This is a genomic window from Streptomyces saintjeani (assembly GCF_055409605.1).
The window spans coordinates 6470955-6487504 of record NZ_CP189624.1 but is presented as its reverse complement, the minus strand read 5'-3'; the positions used below and the strand labels follow the sequence as shown (position 1 = coordinate 6487504).

Here is a 16550-nt window from a genome sequence, read left to right as displayed (position 1 = left end):
GGGCCCCAGCCCCCCGTGCCCAGTTAGCTCGATGTGATTCCCGCCACCAGTTCGTCGGCGGCGCGGTACGGGTCCAGCTCCCCCGAAACGACACGCTCCGCGAGCAGGCCGACCCGCCGGTCCCCCCGTAGATCCCCGATCCGCTCCCGCAGCGCCGTCACCGCGATCATCTCGATCTCGTGGGCCGCGCGGGACCGGCGGCGGTCGGTCAGGGCTCCCCGTTCCTCCATCCACCCCCGGTGCTTCTCCAGTGCCGCGACCAGCTCGTCGATCCCCTCGCCCCGGGAGGCGACCGTCTTGACGATGGGTGGACGCCAGTCCCCCGGTGTCCGCGCCTCCCCCAGCCCCAGCATGTGGTTCAGCTCGCGCGCGGTCGCGTCGGCCCCGTCGCGGTCGGCCTTGTTGACGACGTAGACGTCCCCGATCTCCAGGATTCCGGCCTTGGCGGCCTGGATGCCGTCGCCCATGCCGGGGGCCAGCAGGACGACGGACGTGTCCGCCTGGGCGGCGATCTCGACCTCGGACTGCCCGACCCCGACGGTCTCGACGAGGACGACGTCGCACCCGGCGGCGTCCAGCACCCTGATCGCCTGCGGAGCGGCCCACGCGAGCCCCCCGAGGTGTCCCCGCGTCGCCATGGACCGGATGTACACGCCGGGGTCGGAGGCGTGGTCGGACATCCGCACCCGGTCCCCCAGCAGAGCCCCGCCCGAGAACGGCGAGGACGGGTCGACGGCGAGGACGCCGACCCGCTTGCCCTGCCGCCGGTAAGCGCTGACCAGCGCGGAGGTGGACGTGGACTTGCCGACGCCGGGAGACCCGGTGAGGCCGACGACGTACGCACCCCCCGTGAGCGGGGCCAGCGCCGCCATGACCTCGCGGAGCTGCGGGGACGCCCCTTCGACCAGGGAGATGAGGCGGGCCACGGCACGCGGCCGGCCGTCACGGGCCTGGGCGATCAGGGAAGGGACGTCCTGCATCAGCAGCTCCGTTCGGTGGGCCCGTTACCGGTCCGACAGTCGGATCATCCGACCGGCGACCTCGTCAACGTACAGAAACGTACTGGAACGTACAGAAACGTACCGGGCTCACGCCTTCGGCACCCGCACGATCAGCGCGTCCCCCTGCCCGCCACCCCCGCACAGCGCGGCGGCCCCGACCCCGCCGCCCCGCCGCTTCAGCTCCAGCGCCAGATGCAGCACCAGCCGCGCCCCGGACATCCCGATCGGGTGCCCGAGGGCGATCGCGCCCCCGTTGACGTTCACCTTTTCCGGCGACACCCCGAGGTCCTTCATGGACTGCACGGCGACGGCGGCGAACGCCTCGTTGATCTCGATGAGGTCGAGGTCCGCCACCGAGAGCCCCTCCTTGCCCAGCGCGTGCCGAATCGCGTTGGACGGCTGCGACTGGAGCGAGTTGTCGGGCCCGGCGACGTTCCCGTGCGCCCCGATCTCGGCGATCCAGTCGAGCCCCAGCTCCTGGGCCTTCGCCTTGCTCATGACGACGACGGCGGCGGCGCCGTCGGAGATCTGGGAGGAGGACCCGGCGGTGATGGTGCCGTCCTTGGCGAACGCGGGGCGCAGCTTGCCGAGGGACTCGGTGGTCGTCTCGGCGCGGATGCCCTCGTCCTGGCTGAACAGGATCGGGTCGCCCTTGCGCTGCGGGATCTCCACGGGCGTGATCTCCGCCTCGAAGAGCCCGTTCTTCTGCGCGGCGGCGGCCCGCTGGTGGGAGAGCGCGGCGACGGAGTCCTGGTCCTCGCGGTTCAGCCCCAGCCGGGTGTTGTGCTTCTCCGTGGACTCCCCCATCGCGACGCCCTCGAACGCGTCGGTGAGCCCGTCGTACGCCATCGCGTCGAGCATCTCGATGGCGCCGTACTTGTACCCCTCGCGGGACTTGGGCAGCAGGTGGGGCGCGTTGGTCATGGACTCCTGGCCGCCGGCGACGACGACGTCGAACTCGCCGGCGCGGATGAGCTGGTCGGCGAGGGCGATCGCGTCCAGCCCGGACAGGCAGACCTTGTTGATCGTGAGGGCCGGGACGCTCATCGGGATGCCGGCCTTGACGGCGGCCTGGCGGGCCGGGATCTGCCCGGCGCCGGCCTGGAGGACCTGGCCCATGATCACGTACTGGACCTGGTCGCCGGAGATCCCGGCCCGGTCGAGCGCGGCCTTGATCGCGAAGCCGCCGAGATCGGCCCCGGAGAACGACTTGAGGGAGCCGAGGAGGCGCCCCATGGGAGTGCGCGCACCTGCGACGATCACCGATGTGGTCATGAGCTGCGATCCCCTTACCGACCCTGCACGGGCCCGAGGAAGTGAACGAGGGTTTACTCACAAAGTACTGAGGAGTAGGTCATGGCGTCACCCGGCCGTCGATGTGATCGCCCGCACGTTGCGCAACCACCCTTTCAGCGCTCCACTGAACCCATGCTGACGCGAATCGACCACATCGGGATCGCCTGCCACGACCTCGACGCGACCGTCGAGTTCTACCGCGCGACCTACGGTTTCGAGGTCTTCCACACCGAGGTCAACGAGGAGCAGGGCGTACGCGAGGCCATGCTCAAGATCAACGATACGTCGGACGGCGGCGCCTCCTACCTCCAGCTCCTGGAGCCGATCCGCCCGGATTCCACGGTGGCGAAGTGGCTGGACAAGAACGGCGAGGGCGTCCACCACATCGCCTTCGGCACCGCGGACGTCGACAGCGACTCGGAGGCCGTCAGGGACAAGGGCGTACGGGTCCTCTACGAAGAGCCGCGGCGCGGTTCCATGGGGTCACGGATCACCTTTCTGCACCCCAAGGATTGCCACGGTGTCCTCACAGAACTGGTCACTTCGGCGCCTGTTGAGTCCGACGAGCACTGACCCACGTACATAAGGGCCGGTAGGGTTGGGGGCGGTTGCCCGCCGCAGGGTGGGGCAACCGCTATGCCGGGGTCCGGGTTTCGGGGGTGCGGGAGGCGGACGGGAGTCCGCGGTCCGCCGATGATCTGACACCATTCCCCGGGGGCCCCGTCCGGCGGATGGACGGGAGCTCATTGGAGAAGCTTGCGACCAGGGGACGGATGGGACCGCGCAGTGCGGGGCTACGAGAGCCAGGAGCGAGAGCCGGCGGCTGACGTCGACCACCTCACTCGGTTCGAAGCCGAGATGAAACGGCTGAAGACCGAGCGGGAAAAGGCGATCCAGCACGCCGAGGACCTCGGCTACCAGGTCGAGGTGCTGCGCGCCAAGCTGCACGAGGCGCGGCGCACCATCATGACCCGGCCCGCCTTCGACGGCGGCGACCTCAACTACCAGGCCGAGCAGCTGCTGCGGAACGCGCAGATGCAGGCCGACCAGGTGCGCCAGGACGCCGAGCGCGAGCTGAGCCAGGCGCGGGCGCAGACCCAGCGCATCCTCCAGGAGCACGCGGAGAACGCGGCCCGGCTCCAGGCGGAGCTGCACCAGGAGGCGGTCACCCGGCGCCAGCAGCTCGACCAGGAGCTGGCGGAGCGCCGCCAGACCGTCGAGTCGCACGTCAACGAGAACGTGGCGTGGGCCGAGCAGCTCCGCGCCCGCTCGGAGGCCCAGGCCCGCCGGCTGATGGACGAGTCGCGCGCCGAGGCCGAGCAGGCCCTCGCGACGGCCCGCGCCGAGGCGGAGCGCCTGACGAACGAGGCCCGCCAGCGCCTGACCAGCGACGCGGAGGCGGCGCGCACCGAGGCCGAGCAGATCCTGCTGCGGGCCCGCGCGGACGCGGAGCGCCTGCTGAACGCGGCGGGCGCGCAGGCCCAGGAGGCCACCGACCACGCGGAGCAGCTCCGTACGTCGACGGTGTCGGAGTCGGACGCGGCGCGCCGGCAGGCGAGCGAGCTGTCGCGGGCGGCCGAGCAGCGGATGACGGACGCCGAGGAGGCGCTGCGCAAGGCGCAGGCCGAGGCGGAGAAGGTCCTCTCCGAGGCGCAGACGGCCGCCGAGAAGGCCCTGTCCAGTGCCGAGTCGGCGAACGAGCAGCGCACGCGCACCGCGAAGGAGCAGGTGGCGCGGCTGGTCAACGAGGCGACGAAGGAGGCGGAAGCCACCAAGTCGGAGGCCGAGCAGGTCGTCGCGGACGCCCGCGCCGAGGCGGAGAAGATCGTCGCCGAGGCCGCCGAGAAGGCCCGGACGATCACCGCCGAGGAGTCGGCGACCCAGCTGTCGAAGGCCGCGAAGACGGCCGAGGACGTCCTCAACAAGGCGCAGGAAGAGGCGCGCGGGACGATCACGGCCGCCGCCGAGGAGGCCGAGCGGGTCCGGACCGAGGCCGAGGCGGAGGCGGACCGGCTGCGGGCCGAGGCGCACGACATCGCCGAGCAGCTGAAGGGGTCCGCGAAGGACGACACGAAGGAGTACCGCGCCAAGACCGTCGAGCTCCAGGAGGAGGCGCGGCGGCTGCGCGGCGAGGCCGAGCAGCTGCGGTCCGAGGCGGTCGCCGAGGGCGAGAAGATCCGCGCGGAGGCCCGCAAGGAGGCCGTCCAGCAGATCGAGGAGGCCGCCAAGAGCGCCGAGGAGCTGCTGTCCAAGGCGAAGGCGGACGCGGACGAGCTGCGCCAGAAGGCGACGGCGGACAGCGAGAAGGTCCGTACCGAGGCCATCGAGCGGGCGACGTCGCTGCGCCGGCAGGCCGAGGAGACGCTGGAGCGCACCCGCGCGGAGGCCGAGCGCCAGCGGGACGAGGCGGTGGGTCTCGCCGAGACGATCACCGCGAACGCGGAGGACGCGGCGCGCGAGATGCGCGAGGACGCCGAGCGCGCCATAGCGGCCCGGCAGACCGAGGCGGCCGAGGAGCTGACCCGGCTGCACACCGAGGCGGAGACCCGGCTCGCCTCCGCCGAGCAGGCCCTCACGGAGGCCCGCGAGGAGGCGGCGCGCATCCGCCGCGAGACCTCCGAGGAGAACGACCGGCTGCGCGCGGAGTCCGCCGAGCGGATCCGTACGTTGCAGCAGCAGGCCGCCGACGAGGCGGACCGGCTGCGGACCGAGGCCGCCGCCGACGCGTCCGCGTCCCGCGCCGAGGGCGAGTCCATCGCCGTACGGCTGCGCTCGGACGCCGCGGCCGAGGCGGAGCGGCTCAAGCAGGAGGCGCAGGACACCGCGAACCGGGTCCGCGCGGAGGCGCAGGCCGCCGCCGAGCGGCTCGCCGAGGAGGCGTCGGACGCGCTCGCCGCCGCGCAGGACGAGGCCGTACGGCGCCGTCGCGAGGCCGAGGAGACGCTGGGCACCGCGCGTGCGGAGGCCGACCAGGAGCGGGAGCGGGCCCGCGAGCAGAGCGAGGAGCTGCTCGCGTCGGCGCGCAAGCGGGTCGAGGAGGCGCAGGCCGAGGCGCTGCGGCTGGTCGAGGAGGCGGACCGGCGGGCCTCGGAGATGGTCGCCGCCGCCGAGCAGCACGCCCAGCAGGTGCGCGACTCGGTCGCGGGGCTCCACGAGCAGGCGCAGGAGGAGATCGCCGGTCTGCGGTCGGCCGCCGAGCACGTGGCGGACCGTACCCGCCGGGAGGCCGAGGAGGAGGCGGACCGGGTCCGCGCCGACGCGTACGCCGAGCGGGAGCGGGCCGCCGAGGACGCCTCGCGGGTACGGCAGCAGTCGCGCGACGAGTCGGAGGCCGCGCAGGCGCTCGCCGAGCGCACGGTCGGCGACGCCATCGCGGAGGCCGAGCGGCTGCGTACGGAGACCTCCGCGCACGCCCAGCGGGTACGCACCGAGGCGTCGGACACGATCGCGCAGGCCGACCAGGACGCGGCGCGCACCCGGGCGGAGGCCCGGGAGGACGCGAACCGGATGCGGTCGGACGCGGCGACGCAGGCCGACACCCTCATCACCGAGGCGCGCAACGAGGCCGAGCGGCTCCAGTCGGAGACCCTCGCGGAGGCGGAGCGGCTCCAGATGGAGACGGCCGCCGAGGTGGACCGGGTGCGCGGGGACGCGCACGCGGACGCGGAGCGGATGCGCGCGGAGGCGTCGGAGACGGTCGGTTCGGCCCAGCAGCACGCCGAGCGGATGCGCGCGGAGTCCGCGCGGCAGCGGGCGGAGGCGGAGGCGGAGGCCGAGCGGCTCCTCAGCTCGGCGCGCGAGGAGGCGGACCGGACGCTGGACGAGGTGCGCCGGGAGGCCAACAAGCGGCGTTCCGAGGCGGCCGAGCAGGTCGACACGCTCATCACGGAGACGACCGCCGAGGTCGACAAGCTGCTCGGCGAGGCGCAGGAGCAGGCGCTGAAGACGATGTCCGACGCGGAGGAGCGGGCCGACTCGATGGTCGGGGCCGCGCGCGCCGAGGCGGACCGGCTGGTCGGCGAGGCGACCGTGGAGGGCAACTCCCGGGTGGAGAAGGCCCGTACGGACGCGGACGAACTCCTCGTCGGGGCGCGCCGGGACGCGACCGCGATAAGGGAGCGCGCGGAGGAGCTGCGCGACCGCATCACATCCGAGATCGAAGAGTTGCACGACCGTGCCCGGCGCGAGTCCGCCGAGACGATGAAGTCGACCGGCGACCGCTGCGACGCGCTCATCACGGCCGCCGAGGAGCAGCTGAACAAGGCCCAGGCGAAGGCGAAGGAGCTGGTCTCCGAGGCCAACTCCGAGGCGGGCAAGGTGCGGATCGCCGCGGTCAAGAAGGCGGAGGGCCTGCTCAAGGAGGCCGAGCTGAAGAAGTCTCAGCTGGTGCGCGAGGCCGAGGAGTTGAAGGCCGAGGCGATCCGCGAGGCGATGCGCAGCGTCGAGGAGGGCAAGCGCGAGCTGGAGGTGCTGGTCCGGCGGCGCGAGGACATCCAGGCCGAGATCTCCCGTGTCCAGGACGTCCTTGAGGCGTTGGAGTCTTTCGAGGCACCGTCGTCCGCGAAGGACGGGGGCGTCAAGGCGGGAGCGGCGGTAGGGTCCCCTCGTTCGGGTGGCAAGCAGACCGATGGGTAGCGGAGTGTGCAGGTTCCGGGGAAATCTGGGGGCTTTGTTCTGAAGTCTTCGGGAATACGGGGACTTCGACCGGCACTCTGGCAAGCCTGCGGTCGATCAGCCACTCGAAAGGGGCGTCATTCTCCAGATCAAACACGCATCCGCTCGATGACACACCGCTTCGGCCCCTAGGATTCCACCTATCACCTCACCGGTCTCATTCGACAGGAACCCCATGAGCGACACTTCCCCCTACGGCTTCGAGCTTGTGCGGCGTGGGTACGACCGCGCTCAGGTGGACGAACGCATCTCGAAGCTCGTCTCCGACCGTGACAGCGCTCTGGCCCGGATCACCGCGCTCGAGAAGCGCATCGAGGAGCTCCACCTCGAAACGCAGAACGCGCAGGCGCAGGTCTCCGACGCCGAGCCTTCGTACGCCGGTCTCGGCGCGCGCGTCGAGAAGATCCTGCGCCTCGCCGAGGAGGAGGCGAAGGACCTGCGCGAGGAGGCGCGCCGCGCGGCCGAGCAGCACCGCGAGCTCGCCGAGTCGGCGGCCCAGCAGGTCCGCAACGACGCCGAGTCGTTCGCCGCGGAGCGCAAGGCCAAGTCCGAGGACGAGGGCGTCCGGATCGTCGAGAAGGCCAAGTCGGACGCTTCTCAGCTGCGTTCCGAGGCGCAGAAGGACGCGCAGTCCAAGCGTGAGGAGGCCGACGCGCTCTTCGAGGAGACCCGTGCGAAGGCCGCGCAGGCCGCCGCCGACTTCGAGACGAACCTCGCGAAGCGGCGTGAGCAGTCCGAGCGTGACCTCGCCGCGCGTCAGCAGAAGGCCGAGAAGCGGCTCGCCGAGATCGAGCACCGCGCGGAGCAGCTGCGTCTTGAGGCCGAGAAGCTGCGGACCGACGCGGAGCGCCGTGCGCGGCAGACCGTCGAGACGGCTCAGCGGCAGTCCGAGGACATCGTCGCGGACGCGAACGCGAAGGCGGACCGGATCCGTTCGGAGTCCGAGCGCGAGCTGGCGGCTCTCACGAACCGCCGCGACTCGATCAACGCTCAGCTGACGAACGTCCGCGAGATGCTGGCGACGCTGACGGGTGCGGCTGTCGCGGCGGCGAGTGCGCCGGTGACGGACGACGAGCCGATCTCCCGTGGGGTGCCGGCTCAGCAGTCCAGGTAGTTCGTTGGGTGTGTGCTGAGGGGCGGTGGGACTCGTGGTCCTGCCGTCCCTTCGGCATGAGAGGCGTGATTTTCTTCAGGTGTTCTTTGTCGCCGCCGGATACAACACGCTTATCGCGCACGCGAATACCGTGAATCCCGTCGCCCACGCGAACGCGTACGGGAAACCCTGCGTCAGAAGGCCCACCAGGACCGCCGTGCCGAATGAACCGCCGAGTTGCTGGACTATGCGGACGATCGTGCTGGCGTGCGGGACCCTCTCGCCGGGTACGTCCGCGTAGGCGCCGACCATGATCGCGATGTTCACGGCGCTCATGCCGAGTCCGCGCAGGACGAGGGCCGTGGCCAGCAACGGCGTCGAGGGGTTGTCCAGGGTGAACGGGATCGTCGTCACGGCGGTCAGCAGCAGCCCGGTGAACATCACCGGCCGGGGTCCGACGCGGTCGGCGAGCGGGCCGGCGACCCGCGCGAGGAGGCTCCCGACGCCCTGGGGCGCCAGCAGCAGCCCCGCTTCCAGCACGCTCGCGCCGCGCTGCTGCTGGTAGTACAGCGGCAGCAGGAACATCCCGCCGTACAGGGTGAGCCCGTTCAGGAACATCAGCGTCGCCGACACCGCGAGCGAACGGTTGCGGAGCAGCCGTAGGTCCACGAGGGGTTGGGTGCGCCGCAGGGCGTGTCGGGCGAAGACGCCGAGGAGTACGACGCCGACGGGTACGCCGACGGCTCGGGCGGCGCCGTCCTGCGAGAGGCCGTAGACCAGCGCGGCGAGCGCGGGCGCGATCAGGAGCAGGCCGGTGACGTCCAACGTGTGTGCGGGGGACGCCTCCTGACGAGGCACCGTACGCCAGGCGAGGGCCAGTGCGAGCAGGCAGACGGGCAGATTGACGTAGAAGATCCACCGCCAGCTGAAGTGGTCGACGATGAGCGCGCCCACGACGGGCCCCAGGATCGGCCCGATCAGCGCCGGCAGGCTGACGACGGCCATGAGCCGGCCCACGTTCTTCCCGCCGGACGCGCGCAGGATCACCGTCTGGAGCACCGGCATCAACAGCCCGCCGCCGACGCCCTGGACGACCCTGAACGCCACCAACGACCAGATGTCCCAGGCGAGTCCGCACAGCATGGACCCGGCGAGGAACAGCACGAGCGCGCCGAGCCAGACCTTCCGGGCGCCGATCCTTTCGATGGCCCAGCCGCTCACCGGTACGACGACGGCGAACGCGAGGAGGTAGGCGGTGCCGACCCACTGGACGGTGGAGGTGGAGACGTCGAGGTCGTGGCCGAGGGTGTCGACGGCCACGGCGACGATCGTGCTGTCGAGGAGGGGGGCGAGGGCGCCGAGGACGAGGACGGCGGCGAGTTTGAGGAGAGCGGGGTCGAGGCGGTCTTTTGTGCGGGGCTGGGTGGCGACCTCGGACATACGGCTCCCCCTTCGGGGCTTTTGCGGAGCCCTCGATTTTAGAGACGGCGCGTCTCTTGTCACGACGATAGGCTCACCTCTATAAGAGACGCAAGGTCTCTCAAGGAGCCCGCATGGAACCCACCCGCCGCCGGGGCGCCGCCCTGGAAGCCGACCTCCTCGACGCGGCCTGGGACGAACTCCGGTCCGTCGGTTACACGCACCTGACGATGGAGGGGGTGGCTCTGCGCGCCCGCACGGGCAAGCAGGTCCTGTACCGCCGCTGGAGCAATCGCGCGGAGCTGATCGTCGCGGCCCTCCGCCACCGGCGGGGTTCCCTGCTCGACCAGGTCCCCGACACGGGGACCCTCCGGGGGGACGTCCTGGCGTTGATGCGCTTCACTCTGGAACGCCAGCGGGAGATCGGGCAGGACGTGTTCCGGGGGTTGCTGGCGGAGGTCGCGGACATGGATCCGCACTTCTCGGAGACGATGCGGACGGTGCTCGCGACCCTGCTGGCCCGCGCTGCCGACCGGGGTGAGATCCCTACGGCCGACCTTCCCCGGCGGGTGGTCAGCTTGCCGGTGGATCTGTTGCGGTACGACATGCTGGTGAGCCTGGAGGGAGTGACGGAGGGGGACTTGGTGGCGATCGTGGACGAGGTGTTTCTGCCGTTGGTGGGGGCCTTCCGCCTCGACGGGCCGGTCAACCGGGACGGCTGACTCCGCCCCGCACCTTGCCGACCGTCGTCGACACCCGTTCGTGCAGCGCTCGTTTCGCCTGTTCCTCCGCCCTCCCCCGCAACGCCCTGCTGCCGGGCGGCAGTTGCAGGGGCGGGTGGAGTGTGCCGGAGAGCGGTGTCGTCAGGGGCCAGCCGAGGGCGAGGTCCGCCCAGACGACCTTGCCGCCCGCCCGGGAGAGTTCGGCGCCCCAGGTCTCGGCGACGGCGTCGATCAGGAGGAGGCCGCGTCCGCCTTCCGCGTCGGTCTCGGGGCGTCCGCGTACGGGGAGGGTGTCGGCCTTGGCGTCCCAGACCTCCACGTACAAGCTGCTTGCCACGGCACGGAGTTGGACGCCGATCACTCCGTGGGGGTCGTTCGTCGCCTTGACCGCGTTCGTGACCAGTTCGCTCATGACCAGGCCCGCTGTGTCCGTGTGGTCGTCGAGGTCCCAGACCTTGAGGGTGTGCCGGACGACCAGGCGGGAGACGGAGACGGCGAGGGGGGAGGCGACGAGGCCGGCCGAGGCGACCAGGAGGGGGACGGTCATGCGCCCTCGCCCTCCGTCGCGATCCAGACCCGTCCGCCGAGGCTCTGTGCGAGCAACTCCCGGGAGAGGGCGGCGAGGCCGGGGAGGCGGTTGAGGTGCGGTGCGCTCGGTACGACGACCTGGCGGATGCCGTGTCGGAGGCAGTACCGGGTCATCGTGCCGAGGGTCGACGTACGGCCGGGTTCCTTCTCGACGAAGACCATCGTCAGGACGAGGTGCTTGGCGTCGGCGAAGTTCCGCATCGCGAGGACGAGTTGGCGTACGGCGTCGTCGTCGAGGCCGTCGAGTCGGCGCAGGTAGCCGACGATCACGTCACCGTCCATCGGGCGGCTCCTCGGGGGTGACGGCGAGGTGGGCCCAGACGGTCTTGCCGATGACGTTGCGCTTGACGCCCCAGGTGTCGGAGAGGGCGGCGACGAGGTGAAGACCCCGGCCGGCGTCCTCGTCACCGAGGAGGGGCGGGGTGAGGGTCGGTACGCCGGTGGCGGCGTCGCGGACTTCTACGCGGAGGTGGGTGTTGTCGAGGTGGTAGGTCACCGCGACGTGGCTGCCGCGCATGGCTTGGCCGTGAATGATGGCGTTGGTCACCAGTTCGGTGACTACCCGTTCAAGAGGGTCGATCAACTGGGGTAAGCCCCACAGCTTAGCGAGGTCCCTCGACTCGGCGCGAGCTATTGACACGGACGGGCGAAACCTCCGGTACCACACCTGAAACTCCTTGGATTCAGCCATGCTTGGCCCCTCACGCAGATGAGTGTCGTGCCCACAGCACGGTAGCTCAGTGGCTCACCAAACTGTCAAGTCACCATTTTGAGTACCATCGAGCCGTGGTTGCCGCGACTTCAGGCGAGCGGCACACTTGACCTGCGAGAAGAGGCAGGAGGGCAGACCAACCTGTGACCACCAACAACCCGACGTTCCGTCAGAGGCGGCTCGCACGCACGCTCAAGGGGCTGCGAACCGCTGCGGGACTCACGCACGCCGACGTCTCGAAGGTGCTCGGATCGGCGGAATCCAAGATCGGGCGCATCGAGAACGCCCAGTCCGGCATCCGACTCCCGGACTTGCGCGCCCTGTTGGACGCGTACAACGTCACGGACCCGACCGAACGCGCCGCCCTGGAGAAACTGTCCCGCGAGGCCAAGCAAAAGGGCTGGTGGAATCAGCACACGGACGTGATCGAACCGGCTTACGCGACGTACGCCGCCGTCGAGTCCGACGCCTCGGAGATCTACAACGTACAGACCAGCATGGTGCCCGGCCTCCTCCAGACCCCGGACTACACCGAAGCTCTCATCAAGCTTCAGGCTCCTGAAGCCACCGAAGAAGAGACCAAGACGGGGATCGAGGTCCGGCGGGAGCGCAAGAACATCCTGACCAGGGACAACCCGCTGCGCCTCTGGGCAATCATCACCGAGAGCGTGCTGTACCACCAGGTCGGCAGTCCCGACGTGATGCGGGCGCAGTTGGAATCCCTGATCGAGGCCAGCAGGAAACAGAACATCGAGCTTCAGGTCCTGCCGCGCGAAGACCCCCTCAACGCCTGCCTGGTGGGGCCGTTCGTCATCATGAGCTTCCCCGGAGCAGCAGAGAGCGATCTTGCTTACACCGAGGCGGCAACCACCAGCCTCTTCCATGAAGAGGACAAGGACGTGCAGGCATACACCACTCTCTTCCGGCGCCTGAACGTGGCCGCCGCCAACGTCAGTAAGTCCCGGGCGCTCATCCAGGACGCCATCAACCAAGTGGAACAGGACCGATGAAGCCAGTTACTCAGCCCACGACCGCCGCCCTGAAGTGGGTCAAGTCCTCGTACTCCGGCCACAACGCAGACTGCGTAGAGGTAGCCGCCTTCCCCAACGGCACCCAGGCCCTCCGCGACAGCAAGACCCCCACCGGCCCGAACCTCACATTCCCCCGCACCACCTGGGCCGACTTCCTCCGCAGCATCTGACGATCCCGCGTCCGCAACCTGGGCGAGGCCCGAAGCCCTCGCCCAGGACGGCGCACCCGGCGGAGCCCACGCCGAATTCGTTCACCGCTACGACGTCCGACATGGCCGACGAACTGTCAACAGCCCCGTCGGCGGCCGGACGGTCACCACTCTATGGAGCCGAGCCGATCCGTGAAGGTCCCGCTCGGGCCGTCGGGGTCCAGCAGCGCGAGGCGGACGATCGAGTCTGTGCCCTCGGTCACGGTCAGCTGGCCCATGTTGTTGTTCATGTCCGTGGCCGCGAAGGTGTGGTTCACGACTTCTCCGGGGGTCGCGGCGTTGAACTTGATCGCGGGGAACGCCTGCGCATAGCGGACGGTCAGCATGTTCAGCGCCGCCTTGGAGGAGCTGTAGGCGAGTTCGTGCATCTTCGACACCGGCTGCTGTGGATCGGTCACCACCGAGAACGCCCCGACGGCGCTGGACACCATCACCACCCGGGGGTGGTCGGCGGCCTGGAGCAGCGGCAGGAAGGCGTGGGTGACGCGGATCGGGCCGTAGACGTTGGTGTCGTAGACGGCGTGGACCTCTGCGGCCGTCGCCTCGCCGGGGTGGACCGCGTGGCCCGGCGCGCCGGCGTTGTTGATCAGGACGTCCAGTCGGTCGGTGTGCGCGCGCACGAGTTCCTCGGCGGCGGTCACGGACTCCTCCGAGGTGACGTCCAGCGGGACCAGGACGACGTCGATGCCGTCGGCGGCCAGCTTCTCGGTGGCCGCGCGGCCACGAGCCTCGTCCCGGGAGCCGAGGAACACCTTCCATCCCAGCTCTCCGAGGCGACGGGCGGCCTCGTGGCCCAGGCCCTTGTTGGCGCCGGTGATCAGGACTGTGGACTGCTTCGTGTCGGTCATGCCCACAGGACACCGCTCCCGCCGCCCCCGTGACACGGTATGACCGGCATCACACCACCGGAGGTTCCTCCGCGACTCCCGGGAACCGCGTGGTGTCGGGGTCGGGGATCAGGGCGGGCGGCTGATCGGTCCAGCCCCAGCCAGGCAGCCGCCGACCGGCTCGGGGCGGTGCCGGATCCTGAGCGCGAAGCGGACGGCGACGACAAGTTCGTCCAGGCCGTCACGGTGGTCATTCGCGCTCCCTGGTGTCGCTTCTCAGAGGGCGGGACACCAGTGTCGTACCAGTCTCCCGTCAGGACTCGTCGTCGGTCAGCACCTCGGCCGCCTCGCGTGGGTCCATGAGGTTGGACCATGCCTGTTCGGCGGGCAGGAGATCGCGTTCCGGCAGGGCGTACTCGGGGTACCAGCCGTCCTTCTCGCAGCCCGGGACGTTGGCGAGGATCACGGCCGTGAGGTTCGCGGGGACGGAACCGGTGATGCGGATCGCGAGGTAGGTCTCGTGGCCGTCGTCCGCGCGGACCTGTAGGCCGAGCGTGAAGGTGTCGAAGTCCTGGACGTGCTCACGGCCGTCGCACAAAGTGGCCCGGGTCAGTTGCCGGAGGGCCGTACGCAAGCGCCGTACGAAGCGGACGGCCGCCTCGGCCCGGTAGCGAATGTGGTCCTCACGGATCGGCAAGAGGTGATCGGTGCAGGTCGCGGTCTTCAGTCCCTCCGCGTGAACCGCGTTGTACCGGGCCCGCGCCGCCTTGGCATCCGACTCCAGCGCCGCGTAGAAGTCGTCAGCCGAGCCGTCCTCTCGACGGCCGGCCGCGACCAGCCAGGGAAGGTCCTCCCCGACCCAGACCGCTCCGCGCCACCGCTGCACCTTCACCTTGAACAGGACCCGGTCATCGACCGCACGGATTCTCTCGTGCTTGATCTCGGCGTCGGCGAACTGCTCCGCCGCCTTCCGCAGGACCAGGTGCGCGACATCGTCCAGCGGGACCGTGACCGGGGGTAACGGCAGTTCCAGATCCTCGCGGAGGCAGCGCAGCGTGGGGCGGGCGGGTCGCATCTTCTCGTGTCTCTCGGCTCTCGCTATTCGTCGACCCCGCCGACCGCGTCGATCTCCTCCGCGGTCAGCCCGGTCAGCAGCATGACGTCCGACTTCAAGGAACCGTCCAGCACCTGGAGCGCCTCGACCATGCCGGCTCGCAGGTCCTCCCGCCGCTGCTCCAGATAGACCCGCACCGCCTCGGCGACAAGGTCCTTCTTCGTCAGACCCAGGAAGTGGGCACCCTGACTGATCAGCTGATCCGTCTCCGGGTCCACCTTCAGGGGAGCCTGCCGCGCGGTCTTCGCAGTTGTCGTCATGGTCATCACCTCGAGAACATGGTACCCAAGTACCTCAGGTCGCGAAACAGTGAATGACCGGGTGAGTGATGAGAAGCGGACAGTCTCCTCTTCGGCTCAGCCCCGCTTGAAGAATTCCACTTCCGCCAGTGCCAGTTGGCGGCCCTGGGTCAGGCCCGTGGGGGAGTTCAGGGTGAGGGTGATGGTTTTTACGTCGCTGACCGCCGTGTGGAAGGTCTGGTCGCCCGGTTTGTCGTTGAGGGTTATTTTTTTGGTTTTCTTCTCGCCGGAGGAGGTTGTTGTTTCCAGGGTTATTTCCAGGGCTCGGGCCTGGGCGTTGTATTCCTTGGGGGTTTTGCCTGCGCCGTTCGTGATGATCGTTTCCACCAGGCGGAAGGGGGCGCGGAAGGTGTAGGTGATCGTGGCTCCGGGGGTGGCTCCCCAGAAGTTGTTGCTGATTCCGTCCGAGGTATTTGTCGGGGGGTGGTTCGGGGTTTGGGTGGACGCCTTGATGTCCACCGGGGTGATGGGTGGCGCCGAGCTGAGTTTGTCCAGGGTGTCTTCGAAGAGGGCTCGGCCTGCGGGGAGGAAGAAGACGACCGCCGCGCAGAGGGCGAGGATCACAGCCAGGATGACGAGGAAGCGGGTCAGCCGGCCCGAGCTGGCTCGTACTCGGCGGGGGCGGAAGGGCCAGACCGTACGCCACCACGGGAGGGGGGCGGGGCGCTCGGTCGTGGTGAGCTGGGCCGCGCAGCGGCGGCAGAAGCGACGGCCCGGGGGGTTGGGGGTGCCGCAGACGGGGCAGGGGGGGCCGGTTATCTCGTCCTCGGCGGGGACGGGGCGGACGGTGGGGCGGGGGGTGGTGGCTTTGGCCGGGAGCACCGGTTGGATGGGGGCGGGGGGTTCGGGGGCGGTGGGGGTTCGGGGGCCTACCGGGTTGGGGCGGGGTGCGGTGGGGCGCAGGGGTGGTGGGGACTGCGGGAGTTGCGGGGTGGGAGCTTCGGCGGAGGGGGGTGCCGGAGGGGTGGGGGGCGTCGTCCGTCCCGTTGCTCCGGTTCGGGTGCGGGAGGTGAGGCGGGCTCGCAGGGAGGAGGTGCGGGGTGGGGTGTTCGAGGGCGGTACGGCAGGGTCCGGCGCGCTCGGGGTGGGGGTGGCCGACGTCTCCGAGGGGGAGGTGCTGGATGCCGACGGCCCTGAAGCGGACGTCTCCGAAGCCGGTGCGCCTGATGCCGACGGCCCTGAAGGCGCCGGGCTCGAAGGGGTCGCACCTGATGCCGACGGTCCCGGAGCCGACGTGCTCGAAGCGGGCGCACCTGACGCCGGCGACCCCGAAGCGGACGTGCCCGAAGCGGACGTACCCGACGCCGACGACGCCGTACCCGAAGGGGTCGTGGCCGAAGATGCCGGTGCTCCTTGAGCCTCCGCGCTCGAAGCCGACGTATCCGAACTCGGCGCGTCCGCAGCAGCCGTACCAGGACCGGACGTACCCGGAACCGACCTGTCAGGACCGGACGCACCGTCAGCCGACCCACCCGAACCGGACGCACCTTCAGCCGAACCGGACGTGGCCGCAGCCGAGCCGCTCACGCCGGACGTGCCGCCAGCCGACCCACTCGAACCGGACA

The 16550-nt window shown here is 70.3% G+C and carries 17 protein-coding genes; 7 read left to right on the top strand and 10 right to left on the bottom strand.

What is annotated here, in order from left to right; all coding sequences use genetic code 11:
- Positions 1 to 23: 23 nt before the first annotated feature.
- Positions 24 to 980: a methylmalonyl Co-A mutase-associated GTPase MeaB gene (meaB, locus tag ACQCO7_RS29715; protein ID WP_464074686.1), complete on the bottom strand. Its 957-nt coding sequence runs from the start codon at positions 978 to 980 to the stop codon at positions 24 to 26.
- A 108-nt stretch (positions 981 to 1088) separates the two neighbouring features.
- On the bottom strand, positions 1089 to 2276 hold the full coding sequence (locus ACQCO7_RS29710) for an acetyl-CoA C-acetyltransferase (protein WP_464074685.1): 1188 nt from the start codon (positions 2274 to 2276) through the stop codon (positions 1089 to 1091).
- 153 nt (positions 2277 to 2429) lie between these two features.
- Between ACQCO7_RS29710 and mce the strand changes: the two genes are divergently transcribed.
- The 3 genes from mce (at position 2430) to ACQCO7_RS29695 (ending at position 8085) form a co-directional block, all read left to right on the top strand.
- Positions 2430 to 2870: a methylmalonyl-CoA epimerase gene (gene mce, locus ACQCO7_RS29705; protein ID WP_464074684.1), complete on the top strand. Its 441-nt coding sequence runs from the start codon at positions 2430 to 2432 to the stop codon at positions 2868 to 2870.
- Positions 2871 to 3083: 213 nt separating this feature from the next.
- Positions 3084 to 6932: a polarized growth protein Scy gene (scy, locus tag ACQCO7_RS29700; protein ID WP_464074683.1), complete on the top strand. Its 3849-nt coding sequence runs from the start codon at positions 3084 to 3086 to the stop codon at positions 6930 to 6932.
- Positions 6933 to 7146: 214 nt separating this feature from the next.
- Positions 7147 to 8085 (top strand): coiled-coil domain-containing protein, encoded by a 939-nt coding sequence (locus ACQCO7_RS29695; RefSeq protein WP_055720167.1) that lies wholly within the window; start codon positions 7147 to 7149, stop codon positions 8083 to 8085.
- A gap of 75 nt (positions 8086 to 8160) precedes the next feature.
- Here ACQCO7_RS29695 and ACQCO7_RS29690 read toward each other — a convergent pair whose 3' ends face one another.
- Positions 8161 to 9504, bottom strand: a complete 1344-nt coding sequence (locus ACQCO7_RS29690) for an MDR family MFS transporter (RefSeq protein ID WP_464074682.1) — start codon at positions 9502 to 9504, stop codon at positions 8161 to 8163.
- A gap of 113 nt (positions 9505 to 9617) precedes the next feature.
- On the opposite strand from ACQCO7_RS29690, the gene ACQCO7_RS29685 reads away from it, so the two are divergent.
- Positions 9618 to 10205: a TetR/AcrR family transcriptional regulator gene (locus tag ACQCO7_RS29685; RefSeq protein WP_464074681.1), complete on the top strand. Its 588-nt coding sequence runs from the start codon at positions 9618 to 9620 to the stop codon at positions 10203 to 10205.
- Here ACQCO7_RS29685 and ACQCO7_RS29680 read toward each other — a convergent pair.
- The 3 genes from ACQCO7_RS29680 to ACQCO7_RS29670 are packed head-to-tail and all read right to left on the bottom strand — an operon-like array spanning position 10189 to position 11484.
- On the bottom strand, positions 10189 to 10752 hold the full coding sequence (locus tag ACQCO7_RS29680; RefSeq protein ID WP_464074680.1) for an ATP-binding protein: 564 nt from the start codon (positions 10750 to 10752) through the stop codon (positions 10189 to 10191). The two genes, ACQCO7_RS29685 and ACQCO7_RS29680, sit on opposite strands and share 17 nt — an antisense overlap.
- The gene (locus tag ACQCO7_RS29675; protein ID WP_464074679.1) at positions 10749 to 11075 is read right to left on the bottom strand and encodes a hypothetical protein; all 327 of its coding nucleotides are present in this window, start codon (positions 11073 to 11075) and stop codon (positions 10749 to 10751) included. The genes ACQCO7_RS29680 and ACQCO7_RS29675 overlap by 4 nt, the downstream gene beginning before the upstream one ends.
- A complete protein-coding gene (locus ACQCO7_RS29670; protein ID WP_464074678.1) occupies positions 11065 to 11484 on the bottom strand; it encodes an ATP-binding protein in 420 nt (139 codons plus the stop codon). Before ACQCO7_RS29670 ends, ACQCO7_RS29675 begins: the two co-directional genes overlap by 11 nt.
- A 164-nt stretch (positions 11485 to 11648) precedes the next feature.
- Between ACQCO7_RS29670 and ACQCO7_RS29665 the strand changes: the two genes are divergently transcribed.
- Positions 11649 to 12515, top strand: a complete 867-nt coding sequence (locus tag ACQCO7_RS29665; RefSeq protein WP_464074677.1) for a helix-turn-helix domain-containing protein — start codon at positions 11649 to 11651, stop codon at positions 12513 to 12515.
- On the top strand, positions 12512 to 12706 hold the full coding sequence (locus ACQCO7_RS29660) for a DUF397 domain-containing protein (RefSeq protein WP_464074676.1): 195 nt from the start codon (positions 12512 to 12514) through the stop codon (positions 12704 to 12706). The genes ACQCO7_RS29665 and ACQCO7_RS29660 overlap by 4 nt, the downstream gene beginning before the upstream one ends.
- 143 nt (positions 12707 to 12849) lie before the next feature.
- On the opposite strand, the gene ACQCO7_RS29655 is transcribed toward ACQCO7_RS29660, so the two are convergent.
- From ACQCO7_RS29655 to ACQCO7_RS29640, 4 genes are all read right to left on the bottom strand, one after another.
- Positions 12850 to 13593: an SDR family NAD(P)-dependent oxidoreductase gene (locus ACQCO7_RS29655; RefSeq protein ID WP_464074675.1), complete on the bottom strand. Its 744-nt coding sequence runs from the start codon at positions 13591 to 13593 to the stop codon at positions 12850 to 12852.
- Between the two features lie 292 nt (positions 13594 to 13885).
- Positions 13886 to 14647 (bottom strand): hypothetical protein, encoded by a 762-nt coding sequence (locus ACQCO7_RS29650; RefSeq protein WP_464074674.1) that lies wholly within the window; start codon positions 14645 to 14647, stop codon positions 13886 to 13888.
- Positions 14648 to 14670: 23 nt separating this feature from the next.
- Positions 14671 to 14946 (bottom strand): hypothetical protein, encoded by a 276-nt coding sequence (locus tag ACQCO7_RS29645; RefSeq protein WP_464074673.1) that lies wholly within the window; start codon positions 14944 to 14946, stop codon positions 14671 to 14673.
- A 96-nt stretch (positions 14947 to 15042) separates the two neighbouring features.
- Positions 15043 to 15549: an NADase-type glycan-binding domain-containing protein gene (locus tag ACQCO7_RS29640; RefSeq protein WP_464074672.1), complete on the bottom strand. Its 507-nt coding sequence runs from the start codon at positions 15547 to 15549 to the stop codon at positions 15043 to 15045.
- 445 nt (positions 15550 to 15994) lie between these two features.
- On the opposite strand from ACQCO7_RS29640, the gene ACQCO7_RS29635 reads away from it, so the two are divergent.
- Positions 15995 to 16342 (top strand): hypothetical protein, encoded by a 348-nt coding sequence (locus ACQCO7_RS29635; RefSeq protein ID WP_464074671.1) that lies wholly within the window; start codon positions 15995 to 15997, stop codon positions 16340 to 16342.
- The last annotated feature ends 208 nt before the right edge of the window (positions 16343 to 16550 follow it).